Source organism: Actinomadura monticuli, assembly GCF_041463655.1.
Taxonomy (GTDB): Bacteria; Actinomycetota; Actinomycetes; order Streptosporangiales; family Streptosporangiaceae; genus Spirillospora; species Spirillospora monticuli.
On sequence record NZ_JAXCEI010000011.1, the window covers coordinates 139,401 to 152,535 of the forward strand.

10 protein-coding genes are annotated in these 13,135 nt (G+C 75.1%); 6 read left to right on the plus strand and 4 right to left on the minus strand.

The window, feature by feature from the left end; genetic code table 11:
- Positions 1-4: 4 nt before the first annotated feature.
- The 3 genes from SM611_RS24735 to SM611_RS24745 all read right to left on the minus strand — a co-directional run bounded on the left by SM611_RS24735 (position 5) and on the right by SM611_RS24745 (position 3,930).
- Positions 5-1,411 (minus strand): YlbE family protein, encoded by a 1,407-nt coding sequence (locus SM611_RS24735; RefSeq protein ID WP_371952293.1) that lies wholly within the window; start codon positions 1,409-1,411, stop codon positions 5-7.
- Positions 1,408-2,859 carry an AllF/FdrA family protein gene (locus SM611_RS24740; protein ID WP_371952294.1) on the minus strand — a complete coding sequence of 484 codons (1,452 nt, stop codon included), beginning with the start codon at positions 2,857-2,859 and terminating at the stop codon, positions 1,408-1,410. The genes SM611_RS24735 and SM611_RS24740 overlap by 4 nt, the downstream gene beginning before the upstream one ends.
- A gap of 102 nt (positions 2,860-2,961) precedes the next feature.
- Entirely contained in the window at positions 2,962-3,930 is a 969-nt protein-coding gene (locus SM611_RS24745; protein ID WP_371952295.1) for an oxamate carbamoyltransferase subunit AllH family protein, read from the minus strand.
- 211 nt (positions 3,931-4,141) lie between these two features.
- On the opposite strand from SM611_RS24745, the gene SM611_RS24750 reads away from it, so the two are divergent.
- The 5 genes from SM611_RS24750 (at position 4,142) to cutA (ending at position 11,303) form a co-directional block, all read left to right on the plus strand.
- On the plus strand, positions 4,142-5,905 hold the full coding sequence (locus SM611_RS24750) for a PucR family transcriptional regulator (RefSeq protein ID WP_371952296.1): 1,764 nt from the start codon (positions 4,142-4,144) through the stop codon (positions 5,903-5,905).
- A 147-nt stretch (positions 5,906-6,052) separates the two neighbouring features.
- Positions 6,053-7,504 (plus strand): uracil-xanthine permease family protein, encoded by a 1,452-nt coding sequence (locus tag SM611_RS24755; RefSeq protein WP_371952297.1) that lies wholly within the window; start codon positions 6,053-6,055, stop codon positions 7,502-7,504.
- Between the two features lie 3 nt (positions 7,505-7,507).
- Positions 7,508-8,389, plus strand: coding sequence for an FAD binding domain-containing protein (locus SM611_RS24760; RefSeq protein WP_371952298.1), 882 nt, complete (start codon positions 7,508-7,510; stop codon positions 8,387-8,389).
- Complete coding sequence (locus SM611_RS24765) at positions 8,389-8,889, plus strand: (2Fe-2S)-binding protein (protein ID WP_371952299.1); 501 nt, start codon at positions 8,389-8,391, stop codon at positions 8,887-8,889. Before SM611_RS24760 ends, SM611_RS24765 begins: the two co-directional genes overlap by 1 nt.
- Positions 8,889-11,303: an aerobic carbon-monoxide dehydrogenase large subunit gene (cutA, locus tag SM611_RS24770; RefSeq protein WP_371952300.1), complete on the plus strand. Its 2,415-nt coding sequence runs from the start codon at positions 8,889-8,891 to the stop codon at positions 11,301-11,303. Before SM611_RS24765 ends, cutA begins: the two co-directional genes overlap by 1 nt.
- 115 nt (positions 11,304-11,418) lie before the next feature.
- Here the strand turns inward: cutA and SM611_RS24775 are convergent, their stop codons facing one another.
- Positions 11,419-12,234, minus strand: a complete 816-nt coding sequence (locus tag SM611_RS24775) for a polysaccharide deacetylase family protein (protein WP_371952419.1) — start codon at positions 12,232-12,234, stop codon at positions 11,419-11,421.
- A gap of 229 nt (positions 12,235-12,463) precedes the next feature.
- On the opposite strand from SM611_RS24775, the gene SM611_RS24780 reads away from it, so the two are divergent.
- Positions 12,464-13,105, plus strand: a complete 642-nt coding sequence (locus SM611_RS24780; protein ID WP_371952301.1) for an SRPBCC family protein — start codon at positions 12,464-12,466, stop codon at positions 13,103-13,105.
- The last annotated feature ends 30 nt before the right edge of the window (positions 13,106-13,135 follow it).

Sequence of the window (13,135 nt, forward strand, 5' to 3'; positions counted from 1 at the left end):
GCCCCTACGCGATCTTCGCGAGGGCGTGCAGGGCGTCGGTGAACACGTTCGGCGGCGGTTCGACGAGACCGGCGCCGACCTGGCCGGTGCCCGCCTCCCGGCCCGCGATGCCGGTGTCGATGACGGGCAGGATCCCGGTGCGGACGACGCGGGCGACGTCGACGCCCGCCGGGGTGCCGCGGAACGACAGCAGCGGGATCTGCAGCGCCGGATGCTCGGCGAGGGTGATCTCGTACATGCGCTGGGTGGCGGCGACCGCGTCCGGGACCTCGCCGCCGACGAACCGGACGATCGCGGGCGCGGCGGCGAGCGCGAACCCGCCCATCCCGGCCGTCTCGGTGATCGCCGAGTCGCCGAGGTCGGGGTTGGCGTCGTCCGGGCCGTAGCCGCCCAGGTACAGGCCGTCGGGGACGCCGGCGGGGCCGGTGAACCAGCGGTCGCCCGTGCCCGACACCTGGATGCCGAAGTCGGTGCCGTTGCGGGCCATCGCCACGACCAGGCTGGACCCCGGCACGTTCCGGGCCGCGTCCGCGCACGCCTTCGCCGCCGCCATCCCCGCGTTCAGGAAGAAGTGGTCGTTGCCCGCCGCGAACCGCAGCGCCTCCGCCGCCCGGTCGCGAGGGATCTCGCCGGCGCCGGCGAGGTCGGGCGCCAGCTCGCGCAGCAGCAGCGACGTCGCCGCCCGGTTCCGGTTGTGCAGCTCGTCGCCCATCTGCAGCGCCTGCGCGATGACCGACATCAGGTCGAGCGGTCCGTGCCGCCGGACGGCCGCCCGCAGCGCCGGGCCGAGGACCTCGCCCATCCACGTCAGCCGCTCGATCACCTCCGGCCCGTACGCCCCGTACCGCAGCACCTTCCCGAGCCCCTCGTTGAGGGAGCAGTACGAGGTCCCGCCGTGCTCGGCGTCCTCCACGACGAACATCCACATGGACGGGCTGACGACGCCCGCCATCGGCCCGACGGCGGCGTGGGCGTGGCACGGTTCGAGCACCGCCGTGCCGCGCTCCAGGGCGTGCCGCGCGCCGAGCGGCGTCTCGGCGAGCCCTTCGAGGAGCATCGCGCCGATGAGCGCGCCCCGCATCGGGCCGGACGCGCGCTCCCACTCCAGCGGCGGGCCCGCGTGCAGGAACGTCCCGGGCTCCAGGCCGAGGACGTCCCGCGCCGGACGCACGTCCACCAGGTGCGGGCGGGCCGTCACCATGCGCTCCACCGCGCGGGCGTTGGCCTCGGCGTGGCCGGGGTCGCCCAGGACCGCGGCGAGCGACGCCTCCGTCCCGGCCGGCGGGGGCCGCCAGTCGACCGCCTCCACCGGGACGGCCTGGTCGGCCAGCGCCTCGGCCAGCACCTCGACGCCGGCGGCGACCACCGCCGGCTCGCGGGACAGCAGCCCGCCCAGCCGCTGATCGGTCATGCCGATCCCCCTTCCACCGTCCGCAGGGCGTGCCGGGTCGCGTGCGCGTTGGACGCGAACACGTCGGCGCCCGCCTCGCACAGCGCCGCCGCCTGCCGGTCGCGGTCCTGCGGATCGGCCGGCGTCCCGCACAGCGACACGACGACCGCCAGGTCCGGGCGGTCCTTCACCGCGGCGGCGACGGCGGGGGCCAGCGCGGCCGCCGGGTCGGGCTCGGCGCCGTGCCCCAGCACCACGTCCAGGAGCAGGACGCCGCACACCGGGTCGGCGGCCTCGGCCCGCACCGCCTCCAGCCGCAGCGCCGGGTCGATCATCGGGTGCGCGCGGCCCCGCGTGTAGGCGTCGTCGCCGAAGTCGGTGAGCCGGTGGCCGCGCGCCCGCAGGTCCCAGCCCACGGCCTCCCGGACGATCATCTCGGCCTCGTCGCGCAGCGTCCCGCCCGCGAACAGGCCGCGCAGCGCCCGCCCCGGCGCCCGCCCGCGGGCGGGCGCCGGACGCCGTGCCGCCGTCCACCGCGGCCACTCCGGGACGGTCCGCCCGAGCGCCGTGAGCACCTTCTCCGCCGCCTGCGTCAGATCGGCCTCGCCGGGCATCGGCAGCGCGAACACGACCGGGGTGTCCAGCCGCCGCGCCGCCTCCCGGATCAGGTCGAGGACCTGCGGCGCGGGCGGCTTCGACACCAGCACGATCAGCTCCGTGCCCGGGTCGGCGTCCAGCGCGGCGAGCGCCGACAGCGCCGACCGGCCGCTCACCTCCGGCGACAGGTCCCGGCCGCCGACGCCCAGCACATGGCTGACCCCGGCGCCCGCCGCGTCCAGCAGGCACATGAGCTGCTGCGCGCCCGTCCCGGACGCCGCCACGACGCCGACCGGCCCCGGGCGGACCGCGTTCGCGAACCCGAGGCCCGCGCCGCCGATCACCGCCGTCCCGCAGTCGGGGCCCATCACGATCAGGCCGCGCCGCGCCGCCGCCTCCTTCAGCGTGATCTCCTGCGCGAGCGGCACGTTGTCACTGAAGATCATCACGTTGAGGCCGGCGTCGAGGGCGTCCATCGCCTCGGGGAACACGTGCGGGCCCGGCACCGACAGCAGCGCGACGGTCGCGTCCGTCCGCGCCGCCGCCGACCGGGTCGTGCGCGGCGGCGCCGGCGCGCCCAGCCCCCCGCCGCCGGCCGGCGGGCGGGACGCGTCCCGCAGCAGCCCGTCCAGCGCCTCGCGCACCTCGTCGAGCCCGCCGCCGCTCGCCCGGATCGCCACGACGAGGTCGTCGGGGCCCGCCTCGTCCGGCACGGCGAACCCCATCCGCCCGAGCATCTCGCGGTTCAACCCGGTGCCCATCGCCACCATCGCCGCGGTGACGCCGGGCCGCTCCGACAACTGCCGGCTGACCCGCATGAGCGTGACCGAATCGTGGTAGCCCCCCCGCCGGACCTCGACCCAATCCCTCATGCGTGCCTCCTGTGGGGGGCGACCCCCCACGCCCCCCGGTTCGCTGCGCTCATGCGTGCCTCCTGTGGGGGGCGACCCCCCACACCCCCCGGTTCGCTGCGCTCATGCAGTCACCCTCGGCGCGCTCCGCGCATTGGCGGCGGACAGGGCGAGCGCGGCGCGGCACCCGCTGAGGACGCCGTGCGCCAGATCGGTGCCCGACGTGTGCCCCACCGACAGCAACCGCCGCACGGCGCCCTGTCCCGCGCCGCCGGGAGGCTCGTGGCCCGCGACGAACCGCAGCACGGCCGCGACCTCGGCGCCCGCGCCGCCCGCGGCCGCGCAGTGCAGCAGCGTCGCGGCCAGCGCCGTCGTCCGGGTGCCGGCGTCGGCGGTGACGGCCGCGCCGAGCCAGCCGGCCAGCCGCACCGCGGCCTCGCCGTGCCGGACGGCGCCGCCGAGCAGCCGCAGCGACACGAGCAGGCCGCACAGGATGTCGTCACCGGACGGCGTCAGCCCCGGGCCGAGGCCCACGATCCGCTCGGCCGCCTCCACCGCGCCCGCGAGGTCGCCGGCCGCGCACGCCTCGGCGAGCGCCGCCGGGTCCGGATGGCCGTCGAGGCCGCCGCGCGCCGGGCCGGCGGCGGTGAGCGCGCCGGCCGCGGCCAGCTCGTCCTCCAGGGCGCGGACGCCGCGGCCGAGCGCGGCCGGCTGCAGCGCGCCGAGCGCCGGCGACGGGTCCCACCAGCGGCGGACGCGCACGCTCAGCCCGTCCGCCTCCACCCGGCCCTCGCCCACGAAGGCGTCCCCGCCCTCGCGGACCGACCGGAACGGATGCTCGCGGCGCGTCGCGACGACCACCACCGCGTTCGGCAGCCGGCCCGCGTCGGAGGTGACGACGGCGAGCACCCGCGGTTCGGGGCCGCCCCGCATCTCCAGGTACAGCGCCGCCGGGAACACGGCGATGACGCGCGCCGCGCGGCGCGGCGGATCGAGCAGCGGCCGCAGCGCGAGGCTCGCGGCCCCGGCGACCGGCGGCCGCCGCCGCGGCCTGGCCGGGAGCCGGATCGGGTCGCGGACGAGGGCAGTCACGGAGCCTCCCGAGGCCGGTGTCGGCGGCCGCCCGGCACGCGGGCGGCCCGGCCTCCGCGACGACGGTAGAACGGGCCCCGCACCGGACGTATGGAGAAAGCTGCCAAGAATGGTTGTCATCGTTCGTCTTTGTTGTCATTTTTGATCAGGAACCGGTAGCGATCACATCGTCACTGGCGATGAACGCACCAAAAGCGAGGTGACCCCTGGCATGAGCTACACCACTGCGGACCCGGGCCCACCGGCCCTGCGGCTCGCGAGTACCGGAACACTGACCTACGGCCTGTCGGTGGGCGAGGTCCTCGGCGTCAGCACCCTGAACGGCGCCCGCCTCATCGCCGGCCGCGCGGGCCTCGACCGCGTCGTCCAGCGGCTCAACGTGATGGAGGTCCCCGACATCCTGTCGTGGGTCAAACAGAACGAGCTGCTCCTCACCACCGGCTACCCCCTCCGCAACACCCCCCAGTCGCTCGGCAACCTGGTCGCCGACCTGGACGAGCGCGGCCTCGCGGCCCTGGCCATCAAACTGGGCCGCTATCTGGACTCGCTCCCCGCCGAGATGATCGCGCAGGCCGACCGGCTCGGCTTCCCCCTGATCCTGCTCCCGAACGACGTCGGCTTCGACGACATCCTGAACCAGGTCCTGACCGACATCCTGAACCGGCAGGCGGCCGTCCTCGCCCGCACCGAGGAGGTGCACCGCGCGCTCGTGCAGATCGTGCTGTGCGGCGGCGGCCTCCAGGAGGTCGTGGACGAGGTCGCGACCCTTCTGGACGTGGCGGTCGTGGTGCTGGACGGCGAGCAGCGCGTGCTCGCCGGCGCCGGGCCGGACGAGCACGTCCAGGCGATGCGCGCGTTCGACGCGGGCCGGCACGCGGCCTGCGGGCGCGGCGGCTGCGGCATCATCGGCGCGCACGGCACCGGCGACCACCTGGTCGTGCCCGTGATGGCGGGCGGCTTCGACCACGGCCGGATCGTCGCGTTCAGCCCCGCCGGCACGCTGCGCGGCACCGACCTCGGCATCCTGGAGCGCGCCGCGACCGTCGCCGCGCTCGTGGTGACCAAGCAGCAGGCGGTCGCGGCGGTGGAGAGCAAGTACCGCGCCGACTTCCTGCGCGACATCCTCGCCGGGCGCGCCGGGGCGGACGACCGGGTCGTCGCGCACTGCGGCGGGTTCGGCTGGGACCTCGACCGCCCGATGATGGTGGTCGTCGCCGAGCTGGACGGGCGCCCGCGCGGCGCCGGCCCCGGCGGCGGCCCCGAGCCGGACGGCAAGGGCCGCGGGAAGGGCGCCGACGCCGACGGCAGGGGCCGCGGCGCCGAGGAGCGGTCGGCGCAGGAGCGGCTCGCCGCCGCGTGGACGACGGCCGTCCGCCGGCACGACCGGGGCGCGGCCGTCGCGAGCTTCGCGCACGAGGTCGTCGCGGTCGTCGGCGCGGACGGCGAGGACCCCGCCGAGTGGGCGGCCGGGCCGGTGCAGGCGATGGTCAAGGAGGCCTCGTCGATCTTCGCCGAGCACCTGCCGGTGCGGCGGACGTTCTCCACCGGCATCAGCCGGACGGTGGCGTCCCCGGCGGCGCTGCCCGAGGCGTACGAGCAGGCGGGCAAGGCCGTCCGGGTCGGGCGCCAGCTCAACGGCCCGGGCGCGCGGGCGCACTTCGACCAGCTCGGCGTGTACCGGCTGCTCAGCCTGGTGTCGGACCCGGGTGAGCTGCACGCGTTCGTCCGGGAGACGCTCGGCGACCTCGCGGCCGACGACGAGCCGGAGCTGGTCGACCTGCGCCGCACCCTGCAGGTGCTGCTGGAGACCAACCTCAACGTCGCGGAGACGGCCCGCCGGCTCCACTTCCACTACAACACGCTGCGGTACCGCATCGGGAAGCTGGAACGGATGCTCGGGGCCTTCACCGAGGACGCGCATCTCCGCCTCAACCTCACCCTCGCCCTTCACGTTCTGCGCATGCGTGGTATCTGATCGTAGTGCAAGGAGTGCAGGGGGTTCGCGCACCGGCCGCCGCTCCCAATCGGCGGCGCGGGCTTTGGCAGAAGTCGCCGATGCCCGGCCATCGGGGTAGATCTACCTTGCCCGCATGACGCGGTCGGCTGAGCAGGAGGAACCCCGATGGTGATCGGCTGGAAGCTGCACGGCGACGGACGGACGCCGCCGCCCGGGGAGGTCGTCAGACCGGACGAGCGGCTGTCGTGGCCGCGCACCGCCGGCATCGGCGCGCAGCACGTGGTGGCGATGTTCGGGGCGACGTTCGTCTTCCCCGTGGTGATGGGCCTGGACCCCAACCTGGCGATCATGATGTCCGGGGTCGCGACGATCCTGTTCCTGCTGATCGTCGGCGGCCGGGTGCCGAGCTACCTCGGCACCAGCGCGTCGTTCGTCGGCGCGGTCGCGGCGATCCGGGCGGCGGGCGGCGACAGCGCCACCGTGACCGGCGCGATCCTCGTCGCGGGCGTGGTGCTCGCGCTGGTCGGGGTGCTGATCCACTTCGCGGGCGGCGATCTCGTCCACCGGGTGTTCCCGCCGGTGGTGACCGGCGCCGTCGTCATGCTCATCGGGTTCAACCTGGCCCCGGTGGTCGCCACCGTCTACTGGCCGCAGGACCAGTGGGTCGCGCTCGCCACGCTCGCCTTCGCGGTGCTGTGCGCGGTGCTGCTGCGCGGGTTCTGGGCGCGGATCACGATCCTGCTGGCGCTGGTGTTCGGGTTCGTCCTTTCGTGGATTCTCGACAAGACGGCGGGAACGATCACGTCGGTCCTGCCGGGGCAGAACCTCCTCGACGGGGCGGGCAAGGCGTGCACGGCGGAGGGCCCGTACTGCGTCGCCACCGCGTTCCCGCACGACCGGGTCGACTTCACGAGCGTGAAGGGCGCCGACTGGTTCGGGTTCCCCAGCCTGCACGGGCCCGACTTCAAGACGTCGGCGATCCTGCTGGCGCTGCCGGCGGTCATCGCGCTGATCGCGGAGAACACCGGGCACGTGAAGGCGGTGTCCGCGATGACCGGCGACGACCTGGACCCCGTCCTCGGCCGCGCCATCGCCGCGGACGGCATCGGCACCACCCTCGCCAGCGCGGTCGGCGGCTCGCCCACCACGACCTACGCCGAGAACATCGGCGTCATGGCCGCGACCCGGATCTACTCGACCGCCGCGTACTACGTCGCCGCGGCCGTGGCGATCCTGTTCGGGCTGTGCCCGAAGTTCGGCGCGCTCGTCGCCGCGACGCCCGGCGGCGTGCTCGGCGGCATCACCGTCGTCCTGTACGGGATGATCGGGCTGCTCGGCGCGAAGATCTGGATCGAGAACCGGGTGGACTTCGCCGACCCGGTCAACCTCGTCCCGGTGGCCGCCGCGATCATCCTCGCGATCGGGAACGTGACGCTCCAGGTCACCGACGACTTCCCGCTGCAGGGCATCGCGCTCGGCACCATCGCCGTCCTGCTCGGCTACCACGTCCTGAACGCGCTGCGCCGCCCGGACGACTCGGGCGGCGGATCCATCGCGCCGTCCGAGGAGGAGATCGGCGGCCCGGTCCGCCCGTCCCCGCACCCGGATGCGGGCTGACACGTGAAACCGCCCCCGTTCGGCTACCACGCCCCCGGCACGGTCGGCGAGGCGCTCGACGCCCTCGCCGCCGCGCCGGGCGGCAAGGTCCTCGCGGGCGGGCAGAGCCTCATCCCGCTGCTGAACATGCGGCTCGCCGCGCCGTCCGACCTCGTCGACATCAACCGGGTCGCCGGACTGGACACCCTGCACGCTGGGGACGGCGGCGTGCGGGTCGGCGCGCTCGCCCGGCACGCGCGGGTGGAGCGCTCGGCGGAGGCGGCGGCCGTGCAGCCGCTGCTCGGGCAGGCGCTCCGGCACGTCGCGCACCCCGTCATCCGGAACCGGGGCACGGTCGTCGGGAGCCTCGCGCACGCCGACCCGGCCGCCGAGCTGCCCGCCGTGCTGGCCGTCCTCGGCGGGACGGTCGACACGGCGTCGGCGGCGGGCCGCCGCACGATCCCGGCCGCCGAGTTCTTCGCCGGCCCCCTCGAATCGGCGCTGCGGCCCGGCGAGCTGGCCGTCTCCGCGTTCTTCCCGGCCGCGCCGCCCCGCACCGGCACCGCGTTCACCGAGACGGCCCGGCGGCACGGCGACTACGCGCTCGCCGGGGTCGCCGCCGTCGTCACCCTCGACGAGGACCTGCGGGTGTCGGCGGCCCGCGGCGGGTACCTCGGCATCGCCGCGACGCCGCTCGTCCTCGACCTGGCCGGCGCGGCCGGGCCGGGCGGCGACTGGGCGGCGGCCGCCGCCTACGTCCGCGAGCGGATCGACCCCGAACCCGACATCCACGCCGGCGCCGCGTACCGGCGGCACCTGACCGGCGTGCTCACCGAGCGCGCCCTGCGCGCGGCGGCGGCTCGGGCTCTGCGACGGACAGGTGCGCTGCGGAAGGCGGAGGACTGATGGAGGACGGCTTCGAGGTCGCGCTGACCGTCAACGGGACGCACCGCACGGCCCGCGTCCCGGCGAGGCGGCTGCTGTCCGACCTGCTCCGGCACGACCTCGGGCTCACCGGCACCCACGTCGGCTGCGAGCACGGCGTCTGCGGCTGCTGCACCGTCCTGCTGGACGGGGAGCCGGTGCGGTCGTGCCTGATGCTCGCCGTCACCGCCGCCGGCCACGACGTCACCACCGTGGAGGGGCTCGCCGCCGAGGATGGGACGCCGTCGCCCGTCCAGCGCGCGTTCCGCGAATGCCACGGGCTGCAGTGCGGGTTCTGCACGCCCGGGTTCCTCTGCACGGTCACGGCGCTGCTGCGGGAGACGCCGCGCCCGACCGAGGACCAGGTCCTCGAAGGGATCTCCGGGAACCTGTGCCGCTGCACCGGGTACCAGAACATCGTCAAGTCGGTGCACCGCGCCGCCGACCTGCTCGCTCTGTCCGCCGACGAAGGGGAGGGCTGATGGGGACGCGCGTCTTCGGTGAACGGGTCGAGCGGCGCGAGGACGCCCGGCTCACCACCGGCCGGGGCCGCTACCTCGACGACCTCGGGCGGCACGCCCTGGCGGCGGCGTTCGTCCGGTCGCCGCACGCGCACGCCCGGATCGCCGACATCGACGTGTCCGGAGCGCTGGACGTGGACGGCCTCGTCGCGATCTACACCTACGAGGACCTGCCCGGACGGATCGGCGAGCCGCTGCCGCTGCTCATCCCGCACCCGGCGCTGACGCACGGCCGCACCGGCCTCCCGCTCGCCCGCGACGTCGTCCGGCACGTCGGCGAGCCCGTCGCGATGGTCGTCGCCCGCGACCGCTACCTGGCCGAGGACGCCGCCGAGCATATCCGCGTCGAGTACGAGCCGCTGCCCGCCGTCGTCGGGATCGAGGAGGCGGCGCGGGCGGAGCACCTCGTCCATGACGACGTGCCCGGCAACGTGGGGGCCGTCCTCGTCCAGGAGAACGGGGACGCGCGCGCCGCGATCGAGTCGGCGCCGCACGTGCTGGAGTTCGGCCTGTCGATCGAGCGCAGCGCGTCCATGCCGCTGGAGGGGCGCGGCGTGTACGCGCGGTGGGACGCCGACGACGGGTCGCTGCGCGTGTACTCCTCCACGCAGGCGTCCACCAGCGTGCGGGCCGCGATCGCCGCGCGGCTCGGGCTGCCGAACGGCAAGGTCGAGGTGGTCGCGCCGGACGTCGGCGGCGGCTTCGGCGTCAAGATCGTCCACCCGTGGCCGGAGGAGATCCTCGTCCCGTGGGCGGCGCGGCTGCTGGACCGCGAGATCAAGTGGACCGAGGACCGGCGCGAGCACTTCGTCTCCGCCGCCCACGAGCGCGGCCAGCTCCAGGACGTCCGGGTCGGGTTCGACGACGAGGGCCGCGTCCTCGGCCTGGACGTGCGGATCCGGCACGACCACGGCGCCTACACCCCGTACGGGATCATCATCCCGATCGTCACCTCCACCCAGCTCCTCGGCCCGTACAAGATCGGCGCGTACCGGGCGGAGGTCGTCAGCCTCTACACCAACACGCTGATCGTCACCCCGTACCGGGGCGCGGGCCGCCCGCAGGGCGTGTTCTGCATGGAGCGGACGATGGACCGCATCGCCCGCCACCTCGGCGCCGACCGCGCCGACGTGCGCGCCGCGAACTTCATCCAGCCCGACGAGTTCCCCTACGACCAGGGCCTCACGTTCCAGGACGGCCGCCCGCTGATCTACGACTCGGGCGACTACCCGGAGCTGCTCCGCAAGGCGCGGGAGCTGATCGGCTGGGACGGGTTCGAGGCCGAGCGCGCCGCCGCCGAGTCCCGGGGCCGCCGCGTCGGCATCGGCCTCGGCGTCTACGTGGAGGGGACGGGCGTCGGCCCGTACGAGGGCGGGCACGTCGAGATCGACACCGCCGGGCGGGTGCACGTGTCGACCGGCCTCACCTCGCAGGGGCAGGGCCACGAGACGGTGTTCGCGCAGATCGCCGCCGAGGAGCTGGGCGTCCCGATCGAGGACGTGCGGGTCACCACCGGCGACACGCGGCGGTTCGGGTACGCGGTCGGGACGTTCGCGTCCCGCGCCGCCGTGATGAGCGGCAACGCGATCGCGCTGGCCTGCCGGAAGGTCCGCGGCAAGGCGCTGCGCATCGCGGCCGAGGCCCTGGAGGCCGACCCGGACGACCTGGACATCACCGACGGGGTCGTGCACGTGCGCGGCGACCGGTCGTCGTCCGTCCCGCTCCGGACGGTCGCGGTGCTGTCGAACCCGCTGCGGTACGCGTTCGACGCGGAGGCCGCGGCGGCGACGCAGTTCGCGGTCGGCCGCCCGGTGACGGAGCCGCCGGTCGCGTCCGGGGACGAGCCGGGCCTGGAGGGGCGCGACTACTACTCGCCCGTCCGGTCGACGTTCGCGGCCGGGGCGCACGCGGCGATCGTGGAGGTCGACCCGGACACCGCGGAGATCGCGATCCTGCGGTACGCGGTCGTCCACGACTGCGGCCGGCTCATCAATCCGATGGTCGTCGAGGGGCAGATCCACGGCGGTGTCGCGCAGGGCGTCGGCGGCGCGCTGTACGAGCGGATGGTCTACGACGAGTCGGGGCAGCTGCTGAACGCGTCCTTCATGGACTTCCTGATGCCGTACGCGACGGAGATCCCGCACATCGAGACCGATCACCTGGAGACGCCGTCGCCGCTGAACCCGCTCGGCATCAAGGGCGCGGGGGAGGCGGGCGTCATCCCGGTGTCGGCGGTGATCGCGTCGGCCGTGGAGGACGCGGAGGGCGTCCGGGTCGACGCGATGCCGCTCTCCCCGGACGGGCTCTACACCCTCCGCGAGCGCGCCGCGCGCGACCGGTCGCTGCGCGTCCGGGAAGGAGTGCGGGCCAGCTGACGCTGGCGGGACCGGCTCGGGAAGCGGGGGACCTCGGTCCCGCCAGCGTGTCGACCCTAGTGAAGGTCCACTCGGGCCTTCGGCTTAACCGGGATTCCTCCGGGAAGGTCGGAAATCACCCGTGTGCGGGCTTCTCGCGGACGTTCCCGCCGAGCGACGCCGGCAGGTAGTTCTCCACGGCGGCGGGCCGGAAGCCGGCCTGCCGGATCCAGCCGAGGATCATCCGCAGTTCCTGCGCGAGACCCTTGCGGTAGTGCATCAGGATGATGTCGCCGGGCTTGAACCCCTTGCCGCCGTCGCCGCGCGCGAACCCGTTGTACCCGACGCCGGGGCCGGACGTCCCGTTGTAGAACTCCGCCGACCACAGCATCACCGACTTGATGCCGCAGTCCTTCGCGACCTGCAGGGTGGTCTGGTTGAAGCTGCCGAACGGCGGGCGGAAGATCCCGGGGCGGCGGCCGTACTGCTTCTCGATCGCGTCCGACGCGCCGCAGATCTCCTTCTTCTGCGCCTCGGCGCCGAGCGTCGCCATGTTGGGGTGGCTGATCGTGTGGTTCTCCATCGGCGAGCCCGCGTTGCGCATCGCCCAGAAGTACTGGCCCTGGCCCTTGATGTAGGTCGACGTCAGGAACGTCATGATCGGGACCCCCTCCTTGCGGACGAGGTCCACGAACTCCGAGTCGTAGGTGTAGCCGTCGTCGATGGTGAGGAAGACGACCCGCTCCTGGGTCTCGATGCGGTTGATGACCAGGGGGAGCCCGTTGGGGGCGGGCTTCGGCATCGTCCACGAGCCGGGCTTGGGCGTGGCCCACGTCCGGTCGCCGAGCACCGAGGCGAGCTGCGTCCGCATGGACGGGCCCGAGTCGCCGGCCTGGGCGGCCACGACGGGCCAGCCGCCCGCGGCCACGCCGAACACGCCGGCGGCAACCATGGCGATCACGGGCGTCTTCCCTCGCATCGGCCGCGTTCTCCGTTCAGTTCGGTTGTAGATCTCGCATCGGTTGACGCGCAGGTGGCGGCCGGGGTTCGCCTCCGTCCGGAACCTGCCGGACATATCTGACCATTTCCAGGGGCCGCCGGGGTGCATCTGCCCAATCATCGGCGTGTACTCGGCAGATGTTGCCGTTCGGCGCGGCGGCGGCGTTCTCTACAGTCGGGTCATGCAGCTGAACGGCAGTGCCGGCGTCGCCGCGCCGCTCGACCGCGTGTGGGACGCGCTCCAGGACCCGGCCGTCCTCGCCAGGACGATCCCCGGGTGCCGCTCCCTGGAGGAGACGGGGCCGGGCACGTACCGCATGACGGTCACCGCGGGCGTCGCCTCCATCCAGGGCACCTACGTGGGCCAGGTCGAACTGGCCGAACCCGACCCGCCGCGCTCGTTCGTGCTGCGGGCGCGCGGCCAGGGCGCGCCCGGCACGGTCGACGCGACCGTCCGCGTCCGGCTCTCGGACGGCGGCGGCGCGACCCGCATCGACTACGACGCGGACGCGGTCGTCGGCGGGATGGTCGGCGGGGTCGGGCAGCGGATGCTGGGCAGCGTCGCCAGGCGCACCGCCGGCGAGTTCTTCGCCGCCGTCGAACGCGACCTCTGCGCTCCTCCCGAGGCGGCCGGGCCCGCAGCGGACGGCGTCCCGGCGGAGGGCGCCCCGGCAGGGGGCGGCGCGGTCTACGCGGGGCGGGCGGCGCCGGAGCGCGAGCGCGCGTCCGCGGCCTGGCCGATGGTGGCGGCGTTCGCCGCCGGCGGGGCGGTCGCCCTCGCCGGCGTCGCGCTCGGCCACCTCCTCGGCCGCCGCTCCCGCTGAGCCGCTCTCGCTGGGCCGCTCTCGCTGGGC

Coding starts and splice junctions, on each gene's coding strand:
- SM611_RS24755 (WP_371952297.1), top strand. CDS start 6,053: ATGGTGATCGGCTGGAAGCTGCACGGCGACGGACGGACGCCGCCGCCC.
- SM611_RS24775 (WP_371952419.1), bottom strand. CDS start 12,234: ATGGTTGCCGCCGGCGTGTTCGGCGTGGCCGCGGGCGGCTGGCCCGTC.
- SM611_RS24740 (WP_371952294.1), bottom strand. CDS start 2,859: ATGAGGGATTGGGTCGAGGTCCGGCGGGGGGGCTACCACGATTCGGTC.
- SM611_RS24750 (WP_371952296.1), top strand. CDS start 4,142: ATGAGCTACACCACTGCGGACCCGGGCCCACCGGCCCTGCGGCTCGCG.
- SM611_RS24735 (WP_371952293.1), bottom strand. CDS start 1,411: ATGACCGATCAGCGGCTGGGCGGGCTGCTGTCCCGCGAGCCGGCGGTG.
- SM611_RS24765 (WP_371952299.1), top strand. CDS start 8,389: ATGGAGGACGGCTTCGAGGTCGCGCTGACCGTCAACGGGACGCACCGC.
- cutA (WP_371952300.1), top strand. CDS start 8,889: ATGGGGACGCGCGTCTTCGGTGAACGGGTCGAGCGGCGCGAGGACGCC.
- SM611_RS24780 (WP_371952301.1), top strand. CDS start 12,464: ATGCAGCTGAACGGCAGTGCCGGCGTCGCCGCGCCGCTCGACCGCGTG.